The 18,296-nt window shown below is 74.6% G+C and carries 14 protein-coding genes and 1 pseudogene; 7 read left to right on the forward strand and 8 right to left on the reverse strand.

Annotation, left to right across the window (positions count from 1 at the left end; all coding sequences use genetic code 11):
* The 3 genes from EAO70_RS34150 to EAO70_RS34160 form a co-directional block, all read right to left on the reverse strand.
* Positions 1-864, reverse strand: an 864-nt coding sequence (locus EAO70_RS34150) for an alpha/beta fold hydrolase (RefSeq protein ID WP_261993181.1), incomplete at its 3' end; no start/stop codon positions are given.
* Positions 865-1,059: 195 nt separating this feature from the next.
* A complete protein-coding gene (locus EAO70_RS34155) occupies positions 1,060-2,343 on the reverse strand; it encodes a cation:proton antiporter (protein WP_261993182.1) in 1,284 nt (427 codons plus the stop codon).
* A 5-nt stretch (positions 2,344-2,348) separates the two neighbouring features.
* On the reverse strand, positions 2,349-2,834 hold the full coding sequence (locus EAO70_RS34160; RefSeq protein WP_187284151.1) for a cation:proton antiporter regulatory subunit: 486 nt from the start codon (positions 2,832-2,834) through the stop codon (positions 2,349-2,351).
* A gap of 264 nt (positions 2,835-3,098) precedes the next feature.
* On the opposite strand from EAO70_RS34160, the gene EAO70_RS34165 reads away from it, so the two are divergent.
* A complete protein-coding gene (locus EAO70_RS34165; RefSeq protein WP_148006700.1) occupies positions 3,099-4,052 on the forward strand; it encodes a HAMP domain-containing sensor histidine kinase in 954 nt (317 codons plus the stop codon).
* A 61-nt stretch (positions 4,053-4,113) separates the two neighbouring features.
* Here EAO70_RS34165 and EAO70_RS34170 read toward each other — a convergent pair whose 3' ends face one another.
* Positions 4,114-8,970, reverse strand: a complete 4,857-nt coding sequence (locus EAO70_RS34170) for a DNA repair ATPase (protein ID WP_148006701.1) — start codon at positions 8,968-8,970, stop codon at positions 4,114-4,116.
* Positions 8,971-9,177: 207 nt separating this feature from the next.
* Here EAO70_RS34170 and EAO70_RS34175 point away from each other — a divergent pair, with 207 nt between their 5' ends.
* Positions 9,178-9,396: a hypothetical protein gene (locus EAO70_RS34175; protein ID WP_148006702.1), complete on the forward strand. Its 219-nt coding sequence runs from the start codon at positions 9,178-9,180 to the stop codon at positions 9,394-9,396.
* Here EAO70_RS34175 and EAO70_RS34180 read toward each other — a convergent pair.
* On the reverse strand, positions 9,390-10,079 hold the full coding sequence (locus tag EAO70_RS34180; protein WP_148006703.1) for a GntR family transcriptional regulator: 690 nt from the start codon (positions 10,077-10,079) through the stop codon (positions 9,390-9,392). The genes EAO70_RS34175 and EAO70_RS34180 overlap by 7 nt on opposite strands.
* A gap of 149 nt (positions 10,080-10,228) precedes the next feature.
* Here EAO70_RS34180 and EAO70_RS34185 point away from each other — a divergent pair, with 149 nt between their 5' ends.
* A complete protein-coding gene (locus EAO70_RS34185; protein ID WP_148006704.1) occupies positions 10,229-11,476 on the forward strand; it encodes an SLC13 family permease in 1,248 nt (415 codons plus the stop codon).
* 99 nt (positions 11,477-11,575) lie between these two features.
* The gene (locus EAO70_RS34190) at positions 11,576-12,031 is read left to right on the forward strand and encodes a tellurite resistance TerB family protein (protein ID WP_148006705.1); all 456 of its coding nucleotides are present in this window, start codon (positions 11,576-11,578) and stop codon (positions 12,029-12,031) included.
* Positions 12,032-12,070: 39 nt separating this feature from the next.
* Here the strand turns inward: EAO70_RS34190 and EAO70_RS34195 are convergent, their stop codons facing one another.
* Both EAO70_RS34195 and EAO70_RS34200 read right to left on the reverse strand, forming a co-directional pair.
* Positions 12,071-13,075 carry a M56 family metallopeptidase gene (locus EAO70_RS34195; RefSeq protein ID WP_148006706.1) on the reverse strand — a complete coding sequence of 335 codons (1,005 nt, stop codon included), beginning with the start codon at positions 13,073-13,075 and terminating at the stop codon, positions 12,071-12,073.
* 5 nt (positions 13,076-13,080) lie between these two features.
* Positions 13,081-13,518, reverse strand: coding sequence for a BlaI/MecI/CopY family transcriptional regulator (locus tag EAO70_RS34200; protein WP_261993183.1), 438 nt, complete (start codon positions 13,516-13,518; stop codon positions 13,081-13,083).
* A 147-nt stretch (positions 13,519-13,665) separates the two neighbouring features.
* Here EAO70_RS34200 and EAO70_RS34205 point away from each other — a divergent pair.
* Together EAO70_RS34205 and EAO70_RS34210 are read left to right on the forward strand one after the other, a co-directional pair.
* Positions 13,666-13,941: pseudogene (locus EAO70_RS34205) on the forward strand (sensor histidine kinase); the annotation flags it as partial.
* Positions 13,942-13,973: 32 nt separating this feature from the next.
* Positions 13,974-14,660 carry a response regulator gene (locus tag EAO70_RS34210; RefSeq protein WP_148006707.1) on the forward strand — a complete coding sequence of 229 codons (687 nt, stop codon included), beginning with the start codon at positions 13,974-13,976 and terminating at the stop codon, positions 14,658-14,660.
* Positions 14,661-14,717: 57 nt separating this feature from the next.
* Here the strand turns inward: EAO70_RS34210 and EAO70_RS34215 are convergent, their stop codons facing one another.
* Complete coding sequence (locus EAO70_RS34215; protein WP_148006708.1) at positions 14,718-16,142, reverse strand: LuxR C-terminal-related transcriptional regulator; 1,425 nt, start codon at positions 16,140-16,142, stop codon at positions 14,718-14,720.
* A gap of 191 nt (positions 16,143-16,333) precedes the next feature.
* On the opposite strand from EAO70_RS34215, the gene EAO70_RS34220 reads away from it, so the two are divergent.
* On the forward strand, positions 16,334-18,296 hold a 1,963-nt coding region (locus EAO70_RS34220; RefSeq protein ID WP_148006716.1), incomplete at its 3' end, for a flotillin family protein.

Genomic DNA, 18,296 nt, shown 5'->3' on the forward strand with positions numbered 1-18,296 from the left:
GCGCCTCGGAATGCTCCTCGTCAAGGTCGACGGCCCCGCGCTCGGCCGGCACACGACCTCGCTCGACCCCGCCGAGGCCCCCGACGCGACCGCCCGCCGGGAGCTGGAGAAGATCGCCTTCGCCCTGGCGGCGGGCTGCTCGACGGGAGCCAGGTGGGAGGCGCCGGGGACGACGGCGAGCCGGGCGTCGGGGATGCCCGCGACCAGGGTGCGGGCCTCGGCGGGGCCGGTGACCTGGTCCTCCGAGCCGACGAGGACGAGGGCGGGGACGGCGATCCGGTCGAGGGCCTCCCGGACGTCGAAGACGGCGAGGGCCTCGCAGGCGGCGATGTAGCAGGCGGGGTCGGTCGTCCGGACCATCTGCACGGCCCAGTCCACGATCGCGGGCTGCGCTCCGGCGAACAGCGCGGTGAACCAGCGCTCGGGCGCGGTCCGGGCCATCGGCTCCAGGCCGTTGGCGCGGACGATGACACCGCGCTGCCGGAACTCGTCGGCGCTGCCGAACCGGGGCGAGGTGGCGACCAGGGCGAGGGAGGCGACCCGGTGGGGCGCGCGCAGGGCCAGGTCGAGGCCGACCGCGCCGCCGAGGGAGCAGCCCGCGTACCCGAAGCGCTGGACGCCGATCGCGTCGAGGGTGGCGAGGAGCCGGTCGCCGAGCTCGGCGACGGAGCTGAAGGGTTCGGCGGGCGCGCCGCCGTGCCCGGGAAGGTCGAAGCGGACGACCCGCCAGTCGCGGGTGAGGTCCGGTATCTGCCGGTCCCACATGTGCCATGTGGTGCCCAGGGAGGGGCCGATGACCAGGACCGGGGCGTCCTCTCGCCCGTCGACGCGGTATTGCAGGGTGTTCGTCGGTGTCTCACTCACCGCAAGACCCTCTCATCTTTCGGCGCCGTCGCGGTGACCGGGGGCGGGATCGGGCCGCCCGGCCGGTACGGCGGCCGGTGGCGGCGCGGTGGCCGTGGCGGTGCGGTGGCCGTGGCGGTGCGGTGGCCGTGGCGGTGCGACGGTGCTGGCCGGGGTGTACGTGTGGGCTGCGCGCCCCGGAGGGGGCGTCCCCGCTCAGGCGCGGCGCGCCGGGTCCTGGGCCTGGTCCTGCTGCCGGCCGGGGTCCTCGCCGGGTCCGGCGAGGTCCTCCGGAGCCGCGGGGTGCGGCGGGACGACGGCCGCGGCGGCCGTCTCCGGCGGGGTGCGGCGGGCGGCGACCCAGGCGGCCACGGGTTCGGTGTAGCGGGCGGTCAGCGGCCCGATCACCACGAGGATCAGGACGTACGCGGTGGCGAGCGGGCCCAGTGCCGGCTCGATTCCGGCCGTGACGGCGAGGCCGGCGATGACGATGGAGAACTCGCCGCGCGCGACGAGCGTGCCACCGGCCCGCCAGCGTCCCTTGACGCCGATCCCGGCGCGCTTGGCCGCCCAGTAGCCGGTGGCGATCTTCGTGCCCGCCGTCACCGCGGCGAGGGCCAGCGCGGGCAGCAGCACGGGCGGGATGCTCGCGGGGTCGGTGTGCAGGCCGAAGAAGACGAAGAACACCGCGGCGAACAGGTCACGGAGCGGGCTGAGCAGGGCGTGGGTGCCCTCGGCGACCTCGCCGGAGAGCGCGATGCCGACGAGGAAGGCGCCGACGGCCGCGGAGACCTGGAGCTGCTGGGCGATGCCCGCGACGAGCAGGGTGAGGCCGAGGACCACGAGGAGGAGCTTCTCGGGGTCGTCGCTGGAGACGAAGCGGGAGATGTGGCGCCCGAAGCGGACCGCGACGAACAGGACCGCTCCGGCGACGCCGAGGGCGATGGCCAGCGTGGCGCTGCCGGCGGCGAGGCTGACCCCGGCGAGGAGGGCGGTGATGATCGGCAGGTAGACCGCCATCGCGAGGTCTTCGAGGACCAGGACGGAGAGGATGACCGGGGTCTCGCGGTTGCCGACCCGGCCCAGGTCGCCCATCACCTTGGCGATGACGCCGGAGGAGGAGATCCAGGTGACGCCGGCCAGGACGACGGCGGCGACCGGGCCCCAGCCCATCAGCAGGGCGGCGACGGCGCCGGGCACGGCGTTGAGGGCGAAGTCGACGAGTCCGGCCGGGTACTGCGTCTTGAGGTTGGAGACCAGGTCCGACGCGGTGTACTCCAGGCCGAGCATCAGCAGCAGGAGGATCACGCCGATCTCGGCGCCGATCGCGACGAACTCCTCGCTGGCCCCCATCGGCAGCAGCCCTCCGGTGCCGAAGGCGAGGCCGGCGAGGAGGTAGAGGGGGATGGGCGAGAACTTGAGGCGTCCGGCGACCCGGCCCAGCAGTCCGAGGCCGAGGATGATCGCGCCGAACTCGATGAGGAAGAGAGCGGAGTGCACAGGCGTCACTCCCGTCCGAGTACGGCGGCGGCGGCGTCGACGCCCTCGCGGGTGCCGATCACGATGAGGGTGTCCCCGCCGGCGAGGCGGAAGTCCGGAGCGGGCGAGGGCCGGGCCTCCGCGCGCCGCAGGACGGCCACGATCGACGCGCCGGTCTCGGTCCGCATACGGGTCTCCCCCAGCACCTTGCCGTTCCAGTAGGAGTGGGCGGACAGCTCGATGCGTTCGGCCACCAGACCGAGGTCGGTGGTGTGCAGGACGTTGGGGCTGTGGTGGGCCGGCATCAGCGCGTCGATGAGCGAGGCCGTCTCGGCGCCCGTCAGGTGCAGCGACTGCGCGCAGGCGTCGGGGTCGTCCGCCCGGTAGAGGCTCACCGTCCGGGTGCCGTCGCGGTGCGCGACCACCGAGAGGTGGCGGTGCTCGCGGGTGGTGAGGTCGTACTGGACCCCGATGCCGGGCAGTGGTGTGGTGCTCATGCGTGGAGCAGGCACGGTCGTCCCCCTCGTGTTCGTCTGGTACGTGGCGCCGGCGCGGCGGCAGCCGGCTCCGGGGCAGGAGAACGCCGCACGACGGGGGCCATCGTGCCACTTTCCGCGTGGCTGAAATATGGGTGTCAGCACGGATGGACAGCAACCTTTCCGTTGCCTGAGGATGGGCTGGGGAAGTGGGCTCCGTCGCAGGTCAGGGCAGTCGGGGACAGAATGGGCGAAAGGGCCGTGGCGAAGTCCGGGCGCCTGGCCGGAAAGGCGGCAGCCGTGTCGTTGTACTGGCGGATCTTCCTGCTGAACGCCGCCGTCCTGGCCGTCGCGGTGGCCCTGCTGCTCGGCCCGGTGACCGTCTCCACCCCGGTCCTCTTCGGCGAGGTGCTCGTCCTGCTGGGCGGACTGGCCGCGATGCTGGTCGTCAACGCGGTCCTGCTGCGGGTCGGCCTGGCCCCGCTCGCCCGGCTGAACCGGGCGATGGCCACTGCCGACCTCCTCAAGCCCGGCACCCGTCCGGAGGTCACCGGCGACGGGGAGATCGCCGCCCTCACCCGGTCCTTCAACGCCATGCTGGACCGTCTCGAAGCCGAACGGGCCACCAGCAGCGGCCGGGTGCTCACCGCCCTGGAGGCCGAGCGCAAGCGCATCGCCCAGGAACTCCACGACGAGATCGGCCAGACCCTCACCGCCGTCCTGCTCCAGCTCAAGCACGCGGCCGACCGCGCCCCCGAGCCGATGGGCACCGAGCTGCACCAGGCCCAGGAGAGCACCCGGGCCAGCCTGGACGAGATCCGCCGCATCGCGCGCCGGCTGCGCCCCGGCGTCCTGGAGGAGCTGGGCCTGCACAGCGCGCTGCGCTCCCTGGCGTCGGAGTTCACCACCCCGCGGCTGGGCGTCGTCACCCGCATCACCCCGGGGCTCCCCGCGCTGGACCCGGCGACCGAACTCGTCCTCTACCGCGTCGCGCAGGAGGGCCTGACCAACGCGGCCCGGCACGCGGGCGCCGGTCACGTCGAGGTCCATCTGCGGCCGCTGGCCGGCGGCGGCACCGGGCTGCTGGTCCGCGACGACGGCCGCGGCCTCGGGGACGCGCCCGAGGGCGCCGGGATCCAGGGCATGCGCGAACGCGCCCTGCTCATCGGGGCCGACCTCCTCCTCGGTCCCGGTCCCCGGGGCGGTACCGAGGTTCGCCTGGAGATCCACGGGACCGGCGGACCGGCGGCCTGAGCCGTCCGGGGGCGGTGGGCCGCCCCTCCCGCACGCCGCACGTCCCTCTCCTCCTGCCCCGTCACGTCCGGTGCCGCTCGGCGGCCGGCAGGTCGAAGGGCTGCGCGGCCCGCCGCCCCGAGGGGCCCGCGAGGAGTCGGCGGGGGTCCGCCGCGCGGGTGATCGCGGTCTCGACGGCCGTGAGGCGGTCGGCCAGCAGGCCGAGGGCGGCGACCGCGCGGGCGAGGGGGTCGTCCTCGGACCCGCCGAGCGCCCTGGTCCGTGCCTGGGCGGCGGTGATCTCCGTCCAGCGGGCCGCCTGCGCGGGGGTGAGGGTGCCGCGGAGCGCGGCGAGCTTGAGCAGGTTGGCCTCGGCCTCGGTGGTGAGGGTCTGGGCCTCGGCGGTGTAGTGGTCGTCGACGAGGGCGGCCAGCTCGGCGGCGTTCATGGCGGGCGAGATCCGGGCGGCGATCCGGTTCAGGGTGCGGTACGAGCCCTGGAGCCGGAACGGCGGCTCGGTACGGGCCTCGTCGGCGACGGCGGCCGAGGCGATGTACTCCGCGTTCACCGCGAGCACCGTCGTGCGGGCGGCCAGGAGGTGGCGGAGCACGGCGAGGACCTGGTCGAGTTCGGCGGGGACGTAGGGGTGGGTGAGCCGGTCGCGGCGGGCCGTCGGGTCGTCCGCCGCCAGCCGGGTCAGGAGTTCCAGGTCGGCGCGGTCCCGACCGGCGAGCGGGGCGAGGACGGGGTGGGAGGTGAGGGCGTTCTCGACGAAGCTGAGGGCGAAGGCCTCCTCCTTGCCGGTCAGCACGTCTCCGAGGTTCCACACGTCGGCCCGGTTGGCCAGCATGTCCGGGAGGCGGAAGGCCCGTCCGGACTCGGTGTAAGGGTTGCCGGCCATGCACACGGCGAACCGCTTCCCGCGCAGGTCGTGGCCGTTCAGCGTCCGGGTGGCGTCGCAGAGGGGGATGAACTTCTGCAGGAACTCCGGCGAGGTGTGCTGGATGTCGTCGACGTACAGCAGCACGTTGCTGCCCGCCGCCAGGGCGAAGGCGATCTTCTCCAGCTCCCGGCGGGCGGTCGCGTCGGGGGCCTCGGCGGGGTCGAGCGAGGTCGTGTGCCGGCCGAGCGCGGGGCCGTCGACCTTGACGAGGAGCATTCCGAGGCGCTCGGCGACGTACTCGATCAGTGTGGTCTTGCCGTAGCCGGGCGGGGAGAGGAGCAGCAGCAGGCCGTGGGAGCCGGTGCGCCCGGCGTCGCCGGCCGCGCCGAGCTGCTGGGCGAGGTTGTCGCCGACGAGCGGGAGGTAGACCTCGTCGACGAGGCGGTTGCGGACGAAGGACGACATGACGCGGGGCCGGTGGTCGTCCACGCGGAGCCGGGTGCGCTCGGCGGCGACGAACCGGGCCCGGTGTTCCTGGAAGGCGCGGAAGGCGGGCACGTCGTGGGCGGCGAACGCCGCGGTGCGGGCGAGGAACTCGTCGAGGCGGAGTTCCAGCGCGCCGCCCTGGACGCGGGGGTGGCTGCCGCGCAGTCCGGTGACGGTGGCCGTGGTCGGTGCGCCGGCCTCGTACCGGTCGAGGTCCGGGCAGAGGGCGACGGCGACGGCCTCGGCGAGGACGCCGGGGTCGGGTCGCTCGCCGTGCGCCGCCGCGTACGAGTCGAGCCAGGCCTCGACGAGTCCGCGGCGGGCCCCGGGCTCCGTGAGGGTGGCGAGGGCCTCGTCGTATCCGGAGGTGCCGACGGCGCGGTGGAAGGAGTCGAGCAGGGTGCGCGCGGCGGCCGAGACGGCGAAGCCCGCGGGCTCGGCGGCGAGTTCGGCGACCAGGTAGGCGGCCGCCGCCGGGTCGCCGGTCTCCTCGGCGAGTTCGCGTCGCAGGCCGTCGAGGGCGGTCTCGGTGCCGAAGAGGTCGCGGGCCCGGGTCAGGGAGACCGCGCGGCGGGTCCACTGGTCCCGGGTCTCGGCGGTGGTGGCGTGGGCCCAGAAGTCCTGGGCCGCGGCGCGGGCGGCTCCGGGGAACCTGAGCACGCCCGCCCCGTCGCCCAGGGCCAGGACCGCTGCCAGGATCGACGCGGCGTCGTGGTCGTGGACGCCGCGCTCGTACCCCTCGTCGGGGGCGTCCTCGGCGGCCCGCCGGGCGAGGTCGGGCAGGTCCGCGTCCGCCAGTCCGGCCGGTCCGTGCGCGGACAGCAGTACGGCGGCCAGGTGTTCGGCCCGGTAGACCTCGGGCGACTCCGAGGGCAGGGTCCGCTGCCAGAGGGGGCGCGTCCCGGTGAACGCCGGGTCGGTGACGGGTGCGCGGTAGTCGGTGCCGCTCAGGGCGAGGACGAGGGTGTCGCCGTGCGGGACGAGGGTCGGTTCGGGGGCCTGGCGGTTGACGGCGAAGCGGTGCCGGCCGAGCCTGAGGGTGTCGCCGCCGTCGGAGAAGAGGTCGACGCGGTCCCGGAGCGCCCGTGCGGCCTCCTGGCGCGCGGCGCCGAGCCGGCCCTCCAGTTCCTCGGCCCGTACCCGGTCACCGAGTTCGCGCAGGGTGTCGGCGGTGCGCCGGACCTTGGCGACCATGGGGTCGGAGGCGAAGTAGGTGTGCACCTCGTCCCGGTCGGCGAGGGTCGCGGCCCGTCGGGCGATGGTCTCCAGGACCCGGCCCGCCGAGCCGGCGAGCTGCTCGGTGCGGCGGGCGCGGGCGTCCTGGAGGGACTGCCTGCGGGCGGTGAAGGCGTCGTGGATCGAGGCGCGCCGCTCCGCGATGTCGGCGACGAAGCCGTCGTGTTCGGCGAAGCGGGACTCCAGGTCCTCCAGGTGGAGCAGGAGTCTGCCGAGCTGTTCGTCGCAGGCGTCGGGGGTGTCGGCGGCGGCCAGGGCCCCCGTGACGGCCTGGCCGAGCAGGGCGGACTCGGCGGCGAACTCGTCCCGGCCCTCCCGGTCGAGGAGTTCGGCGCGCCGGGCGGCGAGGACGGCGCGGGCGCCGTTCAGGTCGCCCATGACCTCGGCGATGCGGGCGAGGATGGAGGTGCGGACGGTGGCGTCGCCGATGTCGAGCCCGGCGACGGTCTCGCTGAGCGTCCGCAGTCCCGCGGTGTCCGCGTCGAGGCGTTCCGCGAGCGGAGCCGTCCCGGCGACGGTGGGGACCGCCCCGGCCTCGGCCGCCAGGCGCTCCGCCTCGGCGCGGTGGGCGGTGAAGGCGTCCTCGCGCCGGAGGAAGGCGACGGCCCGCCGGGCGGTCGCGTCGATGTCGGTGCCGACGCTCCGGGCGAGGGCGTCGATGCCGTCGGTGTCGGCGTACCGCATCTCCCCGAGGGTGGCCAGGTGGCCCTGCTCCCTGCGGAGTTCGGTGATCCTGGAGATCCACTCCCCGGCCGTGGCGGGGGCCTCGCCCCGGACGCGGCGGACCAGCACGCCGATCCGCCGGGTGGACTCCTCCAGTGCTTCGGCGGCCTGCCGGGTGAGGGTGCTCACGGTCTCGAACTCGGCGAGGACCTGCGCGGCGGTGGAGCGGAGCTCGTGCAGCGGGGAGCCGAGGTCCCCGAGGTCGGGGTCGCCCAGCCAGTGGTGGACGTCGCCGGCGCGTACGCAGGCGGCGACGAGGGCCTCGTACACCTCGCCGTTGGGGGTGAGTTCGGTGGCCTGCCGGGCGATCGCCAGGCAGTCCGCGATGCCCCGGACGAGGTCGGCGTTGCCGACGCGGGCCAGCGGGCCGTCGTCCACGGTGGCCGCGTGGGTGTCGGAGACGTACGGCGTGCGCCAGAGCTGCACCGGGTGGACCCGGCCCGGTTCGCCCGCCCCGCCGCGCAGCACGGCCATGGTGCCGTCGTCGAGGAGCGCGTAGCCGGTGCAGGCGACGGGGGTCGCGATCTCCTTGCGGATCAGGTGGTACGGGAGGAGGAGGGTGCGGCCCTCCGCCCGGGCGCGGAAGACGTAGAGGAGGTCCTCCCCGTCGGGGGAGCGGACGGTCCGGTCGTAGGCCAGTCCCGTGGTGTCGGTGTCGAAGGTCCGCACGGTGCCGGAGGCGAGGCAGTAGCCGCCGGGGAACACGATCCCCTCGTCCTCGGGGAGGCGCAGGCACGCCTGCCCGAGGGCGTCCAGCCGGACGACGTCGCCGGTCAGGGTGTTGAAGACGAGGTGGCGGCGGACCTCCTCCTTGTACGGGCGGACCCGCACGAGGATCAGGGCGCCGACGACCGCGTACGCCACCTCGGCGTCGGCCGGGGCCTGCAGCGGCTCGTCGACCGGCTCCGTGTGGATGCCCTCGGCCGTCTCGGTGTCGTTCCCCGTCTTGAGCGTGAGGGCTCCGCCGGCGGTGGAGACGTAGAGGCGGCCGCCGAGCGAGATGTGCGGGTGGCGGCCCGGCACGTGGTCCTCGCGGCTCGTTTCGGTCCATTCGACGTCCTGGGAGGGCGGGACGACGTGGTCGCGCTCGCCCCGTGCGTCGAGGAACCGCGTCTCGCCGGACGGTTCGACGGCCCAGCGCAGGACGCGGAGGTCGTCGGCCTGCTCGCCGGTGCGGAAGACGGCGAGCAGCCGGCCGTCCGTCCGGCGCAGCCGCAGCAGGCGGGCGGCCCGGAAGTAGCGGTGCAGGGCGGCGAACTCGCGGACGAAGTCCGGGTCGTCGAGGAGGCCCGGCACCGCGGTCGCGGGCAGCGGGTTCAGGTCGCGGTCGCAGAGGGTGAAGACGTCGTCGACGGAGGTCGCGGACGCTTCGGCGGTCGACGGGTGGAAGCCGAGGAGCAGCGTGTCGTCGCCGACGGCGACGACGTCCCGGGGCGTGCCGGCGCGTCCGGTGCGGACGCGGACCGTGCCGGTGAGGGCCAGCTCGCCGGAGCCGAAGACCGCGGTCCGGGCCTCGTTGAGCTTCCCCGCCCGTCCGGCCAGTTCGGTGGCGTGCGCGGCGAGCCGGTCGCGCAGCACCGTGTAGGTGTCCCGGTCGATTCGGGCGCTCATGTGGTTCCGCTCCTTGTCCGTGGTGGGTGGGGGTCCGGTGCCGTCGACTCCCCCGTGCGACGGCKCCGGCCACCGGGACAGCGGCGCTGAACGGCGCCGCCACGAGCTGACCGCCACGGGGGTGCGGTCACCAGGGGGCCGGTGCCGTCGCACGGGGGAGTCGACGGCACCGGACCCCCACCCACCACGGACAAGGAGCGGAACCACATGAGCGCCCGAATCGACCGGGACACCTACACGGTGCTGCGCGACCGGCTCGCCGCGCACGCCACCGAACTGGCCGGACGGGCGGGGAAGCTCAACGAGGCCCGGACCGCGGTCTTCGGCTCCGGCGAGCCGGGGACGGCGAGGTCGGTGGGGCCCACGGGGCCGACGGCGTCCGCGAGGCCGACGGCGTCCACGGGGCCGGCAGTCACGGCCTACTGAGGCCGCCCGACCGGTTCGTCCCGCGCGTCCGCCCAGAGGGACCGCACGTGCCCGAGGTGGCGCCGCATGCACTCCTCCGCGCCGGAGACGTCCCCGGCGATCATCAGGTCGAGGAGTTCGAGGTGCTCCTCGGCGGAGGAGACGAGCTTGCCGGCCTCGTCCAGACCGGTCAGGCCGTAGAGGCGGGAGCGCTTGCGCAGGTCCCCGACCGTCTCCACCAGCCGGTCGTTGCCGGAGAGCGCGAGGAGCGCGAGGTGGAAGCGGCGGTCCGCCTCCAGGTAGCCGATGAGGTCGTGCGCCCGGGCGCACGAGACGATCTCCTGGGCGACCGGGCGCAGCGCCTCCAGCCGCTCGCGGTCGCCGTTCCGCGTGATGCGGCCGACGGTGGGGACCTCGATCAGGGTGCGCAGCTCGGTGAACTGGTCGAGGTCCCGCTCGCTGACCTCGGTGATCCGGAAGCCCTTGTTGCGGACGGGTTCGACCAGGCCCTCCCGGGCCAGGTCGAGCATGGCCTCGCGGACCGGGGTGGCGGAGACGCCGAGGTCGCTCGCGAGTCCGGGTGCGGAGTAGATCTGGCCGGGGCGGAGCTCGCCGGCGATCAGGGCCGCGCGGAGGGCGTGCCCGACCTGGTCGCGGAGCCGCTCCTGGGCCCTGACGAGGCCGTACTGCTTCAGGTCACCCATCGTGCGCCCTCCGAGATGTCACGGGGGAGCATCGTACAATGTCACGTTTCCCCTGATGGGGCGCGGGCGGGACCGGATGCTCCGGGCCCGGGCGGCTCGTCGGGCACCCCCGGCGGAGCCCCGCCGACCGAACCCCGGATGATCGAACGATGCTCGCTCCCGTCGTCTCCGTACTCGCCCTGGCCGTGGTGCTGGTCTGCGCCGTCGTCCGGCCGTTCCGCCTGCCCGAGGCGGTCTTCGCCGTGCCGGCCGCCGGCGCCGTGCTCGCCGTGGGTGCGGTCACCACCGGGGCCGTACGCGAGGAGGCCGAGCGGCTGGGGCCGGTGATCGGGTTCCTGGCGGCCGTCCTCGTGCTTGCCAAGCTCTGCGACGACGAAGGGCTCTTCCACGCCTGCGGCACGTGGATGGCCCGCTGGTCCCGCCGTCGGCCGCAGCGCCTGCTGGGCGCCGTCTTCGTCCTCGCCTCGCTGATCACCGCCGTCCTGAGCCTCGACGCGACCGTCGTCCTGCTCACCCCCGTGGTCTTCGCGACGGCCGCCCGGATGGGGGCCCGGCCCGCACCCCACTCCTTCGCGAGCGCCCACCTCTCCAACACGGCCTCGCTGCTGCTGCCGGTCTCGAACCTCACGAACCTGCTCGCGTTCACGGCCACCGGTCTCGGCTTCACCCGGTTCGCGCTGCTGATGCTGCTCCCCTGGCTCAGCGCGATCGCCGTCGAGTACGTCGTCGTCCGGCGCTTCTTCGCCCGCGACCTGGCCGCTCCGGCGACCCACGCCGATCCCCCGCCGGCCGGGCCCGTCCCCCTCTTCGCCCTGCTCACGGTGGCGGGGACGCTGGGCGGTTTCGCCCTCGCCTCGGCGACCGGGGTGGACCCGGCGTGGGCGGCCGCGGCGGGCGCCGGCGTGCTCGCCGTACGGGCCCTGGTCCGCCGCACCACGACCCCCGGGGCGATCGTGCGCGCGGCGGCGCCGCCGTTCCTGGCGTTCGTCCTGGCCCTGGGGATCGTCGTCCGGGCCGTCGTCGACAACGGGCTCGGCTCCGCCCTGGCCCATGTCCTGCCCGACGGCACCTCGCTGCCGGCGCTGCTCGGCGTCGCCGCCGTGAGCGCGGTCCTGGCCAATCTCATCAACAACATCCCGGCCACCCTCGCCCTGGTCCCGCTCGCCGCGGCCTCGGGCCCGGGCGCGGTGCTCGCGGTCCTCCTCGGGGTGAACATCGGCCCCAACCTCACGTACGCCGGCTCCCTCGCCACCCTCCTCTGGCGCCGGATCGCCCACGACCACGACCACCCCGTCGGCCTGGGTGAGTTCAGCCGCCTCGGCCTGCTCACGGTCCCGGCCGCCCTGGCGGCCTCGACGGTCGCGCTGTGGGCCTCGCTCCAGCTGTTCGGCACGTGACGGCGTCCGGCTGCTCGACGGGCGAAGACACCCGGGAACTCACCGGCCCCCTGTTACGTTCTACAAGACCGTAGAAGTAACTCGACTCCTGGAGTACTCATGGCCCTGTGGGACCGCGTCAAGGAATCCGCATCGACGATGCAGACCCAGCTGACGGCGAAGAAGAACGACCTGAAGAGCGGCGCGTTCCGGGACGCGAGCATGGCCATGTGCGCACTGGTCGCCGCCGCCGACGGGACGATCGACCCCGCCGAGCGGCGCAGGGTCGCCCAGCTCATCGCGACCAACGAGGTGCTGCAGAACTTCGACGCGCTCGACCTCCAGCGCCGCTTCGACGCCAACCTGGACAAGCTGACGGCCGACTTCGACTTCGGCAAGGTGAGCGTGCTCCAGGAGATCGCCAAGGCGAAGAAGAAGCCGGCCGAGGCGCGCGCCGTCGTCCAGATCGGCATCGTCATCGGCGGCGCCGACGGCGACTTCGACAAGACGGAGCAGGCCGTCGTCCGCGAGGCCTGCTTCACCCTCGACCTGCCGCCGCACGAGTTCGACCTCTGAGCCCCTTCGGTACGGGCGCCGCGCGGGCGCGCCGCCGGGTCACATCGGCGCGGCGGCGGCGCGCAGCACCAGGAAGAGGGTGACCGCCGAGTTCGCCGAGGACAGGGCCGAGACCGTCGCACCGCAGGCGGCGCACCAGACGGCGAGGCCGACGGCCGTGCCCGCCGGCGGCCACGCGCGGCCCGCGGGAGCCGGCCGCATCAGGGCCGCCACCCGGCGGGGCACCGGACCGGCGTCCCCGCCGGTCAGGGCGGGCAGCCCGGCGGCCGGCGAGCGCGGCGCCAGGAGCGCGGCCCTGCCGATCGCCCGGGCGACGGAGCGGCGGCTGCCGACCTCGGCGGCCGCCTCCTCGTCGGCCCAGCGCTCGGCCGTGTAGGACACGGCGGTACGCAGCGGGCGCAGGAACGGGTTGGCGCGCGCCGCGAGATGGACCGTCAGGAGGTGCCGGTGGTGGCGCCCGGCCAGATGGGCCCGCTCGTGCGCGAAGAGGGCCCGCCGCTCGGCGGGCGCGAGGCCCGCGAGCATCCCGGTGCTGACCACCACGCGGCCGCGGTCCCGGGCCCCGCCGCCGCGCGCCTCCCCGCCGGAGCGGCCGCGCGCCGCGCCCCGCGGCCGGCCGCCGCCCGGTACGGCGTACGCGTACGGGGTGGAGTCCGGCAGGACGGCGACGGGCGTGCGCGGAAGGCCGGTGAGGGCCGCCAGGACCCGGCGCCGGACCCGTACCTGGCGCCAGGCCGCCGCGGCGCACGAGACGAGGACGGCGAGCAGCGCGGGGATGGCCGCACGGCCGGCGATCTCGTCGTACGGGAGGGCGGCGCGGACATCGGGGTCGGACCAGCTGTCCGGGAGCGGGTTGCCGGGGAGCTGCGCGGTGCCCACGATCATGAGCAGGCCGAGGCAGAGGGTGCTGCACACGGCGGAGACACCGGCGACGGCGGCCAGCAGACGCGTCGCGGTGCGGGGGTGGAGCCGCTGCTCGGCCAGCCGGGCGACCGGCCAGGCGGTGAGCGGAAGGACCAGGGGAAGGAAGACGAAGACTCCCATGACGGCTAGCCTTCCTCCTCCTCTGCGGCCTTGGCGAGCAGTTCACGAAGGAGTCGCTCTTCGTTCGGCGAGAGGCCGGTGACGAAGCTGGCGAGGACGGCCTGCCGGTCCGCCTCCGCGTCGAGCACCCTGCGCATCCGCAGCGCGGCGAGGCCGGCCTCGTCGGCGACCGCGGTCCACCGGAAGGACCGGCCGTCGCGCTCGCGTTCGACGGCGCCCTTCGCCCGGAGGCGGGTGAGGATGGTGATGACGGTGGTGTAGGCGAGGCCGCCGCCGAGACGTTCCCGCACCCATGCCACGGGCACCGGCTCGGACGCCTCGCGCAGCACGGCGAGCACCTGGGACTCCAGCTCGCCCTGCCCGCGCCTGCGCGCGGAGGGCTCCGCTCCGCCCTCGTCCCGGTCCACCACGACGCCCTCCTCCACGTAGGAACAGCAGCCCATCGTACGGAACGGCCACGCCGCCCCCGGGGAGCCCATGGGTGCCGGCACGGATGGACAAGATGCCGGAAACTGGTCAGGATGAGGCGGGGACGTGGATCCCGCCGCAGGTCAGGGGCTCGGAGCCGGTGAGGGAGAGAGTCGCGAGACATGTCGCTGTACTGGCGCATCCTCCTCCTGAACGCCTCGGTGCTCCTCGTCGCCGTCCTTCTTCTGCTCGGTCCGGTGACCGTCTCCACACCCGTCCTCGCCGGTGAGGCGACCGTGCTCGGGGCGGGCCTGGTCGCGATGCTCCTCGCGAACGCCCTGCTGCTGCGTCTCGGCCTGGCGCCGCTCCAGCGCCTCACCCGCGCGATGCGGACGACGGATCTGCTGCGGCCGGGGCGGCTGACGATCCGCGAGGGCGAAGGCGGCGCTACGGAAGTCCACTTGAGCACACCGAGCGGTGAGGCGACGCCATGACGGCCCCCACACCTCCCCCGGCCCCGGAACCCTCCTCCGCCACCCGGATCCTGCTCGCGGACGACCACGCGCTCGTCCGCGGCGGGGTCCGCCTGATCCTGGACGCGGAACCGGACCTGACGGTCGTCGCGGAGGCGGCGGACGGCGCGGAGGCGGTGGCGCTGGCCCGCTCCGCATCCGTCGACCTGGCCGTCCTGGACATCTCGATGCCCCGCATGACCGGGCTCCAGGCCGCGCGGGAACTCAGCCGCCTCCGGCCGGAGCTGAGGATCCTGATCCTCACGATGTACGACAACGAGCAGTACTTCTTCGAGGCGCTGAAGGCGGGCGCGAGCGGCTACGTCCTGAAGTCGGTGGCGGACCGCGACCTGGTGGAGGCGTGCCGGGCCGCGGTCCGCGACGAGCCCTTCGTCTACCCGGGCGCCGAGACGGCCCTCATCCGCACCTACCTCGACCGCGCCGAGCAGGGCCGGCCCCTGCCGGACAAGGCCGTCACGGAGCGCGAGGAGGAGATCCTCAAGCTGGTCGCGGAGGGCCACAGCTCCAGGGAGATCGGCGACCTCCTCGTCATCAGCCCGAAGACGGTGGAGCGCCACCGCGCCAACCTCCTCCAGAAGCTGGGCATGCGGGACCGCCTGGAGCTGACCCGGTACGCGATCAGGGTGGGGCTGATCGAACCCTAGAGGCGGGCCCCCCGAGGGCCGGCCCGGACAACGGGGCACTCCCCGGGGGCCCGGCCGTCAGGGGCCGGCCGTCAGGGCGGTCCGGGGCTGGTAGAGCAGGACCGGCGCCGGATCCGGTGGATCGTCGGCGGGGAAGAAGCGGGCCAGCTCGTGGCGGCCGCTGATGCGTAACTTCCGGTACGAGTGGGTGAGATGGGACTCGACGTTCCGCAGGCTCACCTGGAGCAGCCGCGCGATGTCCCGGTTGCTCATGCCGCGGGCGGCCAGTTCGGACACCTGCCGTTCCGTGGGGGTGAGCAGTGACTCCGCCGAGTCCTTGCGCGGGTCGGGGCGGCCGCCCGCGTCCCGCAGCTCCCGCTGCACCGCCTCCACCAGGCCGTCGGCGCCCAGCGAGATGCCGACCTCGTTGGCGCGGTGGAGCAGTTCGCGGGACCGGCGGGGCGTGCCGCTCTGCCGGTGGGCGCGGCCCGCCGCGTACAGGGCGTGGGCGAACAGCAGCGGGGACGGGGTGGGTTCGAGGAGTTCCACGGCGCGGTCGGCGAGCCGGAGGGCCTCCCGGCCCGAGCCCGCCGCGGCCTCGGCGGTCAGGGCGCGGCCGAGCGCGAAGGGGGCGCCCCAGCGCTCGGCCAGCACGGTCTCCTCCTGGGCGGCGCGGCGGGCCGCGGTGACGTTGCGGCGGGCCAGCTGGAGGGCGGAGCGGGTGGAACGCCACGGGAGGACCGCCGGATTGGTGATTCCGCGGCGGTCCAGCTCCTCCTCGCAGTGGGCGAGCAGCACCAGGCCGCGCCGTGCCTCGCCGAGCCTGCCGAGGGCCCGTCCGGCGCTGTGCAGGAGGTGCAGCCGCCACCAGGTGACCGGCCGGTCGCCGGGCAGCGGCGGGGCGTCGTCGAGGAGGGCCCCGGCGGCGGCGACGTCGTCCCGTTCCAGGGCGACGTCGATGAGCACGCTGCGGGCCAGCGGTCCCACGTGGAACCGGCCGGCGCGGATGCGGGTGAGCAGGTCGAGCGCCTCGCGGGCGTCGCCCTCGGCCCGGGCCAGCTGGCCGCGGTGCAGCTGCACCAGTCCGCGGACGGCGAGGGCCTCGGCGATCCGGGTCGCGCGGCCGTCGGTGCGGGCGAGTCCGACCTCGGTGTCGATGTGCCGCCGGGCCTCCTCCGCGTCGCCCGCCCACAGCTGGGCGAGCAGGGCCTGGTACCAGCGGGCGGAGCCGTACGGGGCGCGCGGGACGGACAGCAGCCGGTCGGCGATCCGCCGCGCCGCGGAGGCCGAGTCGCCGGTCGCCGTGCGCAGCAGCAGGACCCTGAGCAGTCGGTCGTCCTCACCGGGGTGGCGTCCGTGGAGGGGGAGCAGCCGGTCGGCGATCCGCCGCGCCGCGGAGGCCGAGTCGCCGGTCGCCGTGCGCAGCAGCAGGACCCTGAGCAGTCGGTCGTCCTCACCGGGGTGGCGTCCGTGGAGGGGGCCCGGGGCCTGCCGCCAGGTCACCGCCGGTCWGCCCGGGGCCTTCTAGCCGGGACCGAGCCGCCGCCCCCCGGGGTGGCGCCGTCCCCTCCGCACCCTCGGGGGCGCGGCGAGCCGCACCCGCACGGGAGCGCCCCCGCCGCCCGGCGTCCGCCCGGCTCGCCGCCCGAGCCCGCGGCCTCCCCCCTTTCTCCTCCATCGACACGGGGTCTCTCATGGATGCCATCACCGTGGGCATCGGCGTGTTCGTCGCCGCTGCCCTGCTCATCGTTCTCGTACTGCTCCTCGTCGTCAGCCGGCTGTTCCGCAAGGTGGAGCAGGGCAAGGCGCTGATCGTCTCCAGGATGCGGAAGGTCGACGTGACCTTCACCGGGCAGGTCGTGCTGCCCGTGCTGCACAAGGCCGAGGTCATGGACATCTCGGTGAAGACCATCGAGATCTCCCGGACCGGCCGCGACGGCCTGATCTGCCGCGACAACATCCGGGCCGACATCCGCATCTCGTTCTTCGTCCGGGTCAACAAGTCCGTCGAGGACGTCATCAAGGTCGCCCAGGCCATCGGCACCGCCCGCGCCAGCGACAAGGAGACGCTCCAGGAGCTGTTCAACGCCAAGTTCTCCGAGGCGCTCAAGACCGTCGGCAAGCAGCTCGACTTCACCGACCTCTACACCAAGCGCGAGGAGCTCCGCTTCCGGATCATCGAGATCATCGGCATCGACCTCAACGGCTACAGCCTGGAGGACGCCGCCATCGACTACCTGGAGCAGACCCCGCTCGCCCAGCTCGACCCGGGCAACATCCTCGACGCCCAGGGCATCCGCAAGATCACCGAACTGACCGCCGTGGAGAACGTCCGGACGAACGAGTACCGGCAGCACGAGCAGAAGGAGATCACCCGGCAGAACGTCGACGCCCGCGAGGCCATCCTGGAGCTGGAGCGGCGCCAGGCCGACGCCGAGATCAAGCAGAAGCGCGAGATCGACACCGTACGGGCCCGCGAGGAGGCGGAGACCGCCCGCGTCGTGGAGGAGGAGAGGCTGCGGGCGCAGAGCGCGTTCCTCAAGACCGAGGAGCAGCTCGGCATCCAGCGGGAGAACCAGGCGCGCGAGGTCGCCGTGGCCGAGAAGAACCGCGAGCGGGTCATCGCCGTCGAGAACGAGCGGATCGAGAAGGACCGGCTCCTGGAGGTCATCGCCCGGGACCGGGAGACCGAACTGACCCGCATCTCCGCCGAGAAGGAGGTCGAGGCGGAGCGCCGCGACATCGCCGAGGTGATCCGCGAGCGGGTCGCCGTGGACCGTACGGTCGCCGAGGAGGAGGAGTCGATCAAGCGGCTGCGGGCGGTCGAGGAGGCCGAGCGGACCCGCCAGGCCATCGTCATCGCGGCGGAGGCCGAGGCGCAGGAGAAGCTGGTCAAGGACATCAAGGCGGCGGAGGCGGCCGAGCAGGCCGCCGTGCACCGGGCCGCCGAGGAACTCACCCTCGCCGAGGCCCGCAACAAGGCCGCCGACATGGAGGCGCGGGCCAAGATCCGCCTCGCCGAGGGCGTCCAGGCCGAGGCCGCCGCCGAGGGCCTCGCCGCCGCACAGGTCCGCGAACGGGAGGCCGACGCGATCCAGCGCACCGGACGCGCCGAGGCCGAGGCCACCGAGGCGCGGCTGCGGGCCGAGGCCGAGGGCCTGCGGGCCAGGGCGCTCGCCGAGTCCACCGCGATCGGCGAGAAGCTGAAGGCCGAGGCCGAGGGACTCCAGCAGAAGGCCGTCGCCGTCGCCGCGTTCGACGAGGCGTCCCGCGCGCACGAGGAGTACCGCCTCCGGCTGGAGGCCGAGAAGGACATCCGGCTCGCCGGCCTCGACGTGCAGCGGCAGGTCGCCGAGGCACAGGCCACCGTCCTCGCGACGGGCCTGGAGAACGCCGACATCAACATCGTCGGCGGGGAGTCCGTCTTCCTCGACCGCCTCGTGCAGTCGATCTCCCTCGGCAAGTCCGTCGACGGCTTCGTCGAGCACTCGCGGACCGCGCGGACGCTGGCCGGCCCGTGGCTCGACGGGGAGGGCTCCTCCTTCACCGAGGACCTCGGGAAGGTCCTCGGCTCGCTGTCCACGGCCGACGTGCAGAACCTCRGCGTCTCGGCGCTGCTCGCGAAGGTCATGGGCTCCGGGATGCTCGACGCCCACC

Origin of the sequence: Streptomyces sp. adm13(2018) (genome assembly GCF_008042145.1) — a bacterium.
GTDB lineage: Bacteria > Actinomycetota > Actinomycetes > Streptomycetales > Streptomycetaceae > Streptomyces.

Bases quoted from the DNA above. Each gene is read 5' to 3' on its own strand.
- EAO70_RS34170 (WP_148006701.1), bottom strand. From the start codon at position 8,970: ATGAGCGCCCGAATCGACCGGGACACCTACACGGTGCTGCGCGACCGG.
- EAO70_RS34175 (WP_148006702.1), top strand. From the start codon at position 9,178: ATGAGCGCCCGAATCGACCGGGACACCTACACGGTGCTGCGCGACCGG.
- EAO70_RS34180 (WP_148006703.1), bottom strand. From the start codon at position 10,079: ATGGGTGACCTGAAGCAGTACGGCCTCGTCAGGGCCCAGGAGCGGCTC.
- EAO70_RS34185 (WP_148006704.1), top strand. From the start codon at position 10,229: ATGCTCGCTCCCGTCGTCTCCGTACTCGCCCTGGCCGTGGTGCTGGTC.
- EAO70_RS34190 (WP_148006705.1), top strand. From the start codon at position 11,576: ATGGCCCTGTGGGACCGCGTCAAGGAATCCGCATCGACGATGCAGACC.
- EAO70_RS34195 (WP_148006706.1), bottom strand. From the start codon at position 13,075: ATGGGAGTCTTCGTCTTCCTTCCCCTGGTCCTTCCGCTCACCGCCTGG.
- EAO70_RS34200 (WP_261993183.1), bottom strand. From the start codon at position 13,518: ATGGGCTGCTGTTCCTACGTGGAGGAGGGCGTCGTGGTGGACCGGGAC.
- EAO70_RS34210 (WP_148006707.1), top strand. From the start codon at position 13,974: ATGACGGCCCCCACACCTCCCCCGGCCCCGGAACCCTCCTCCGCCACC.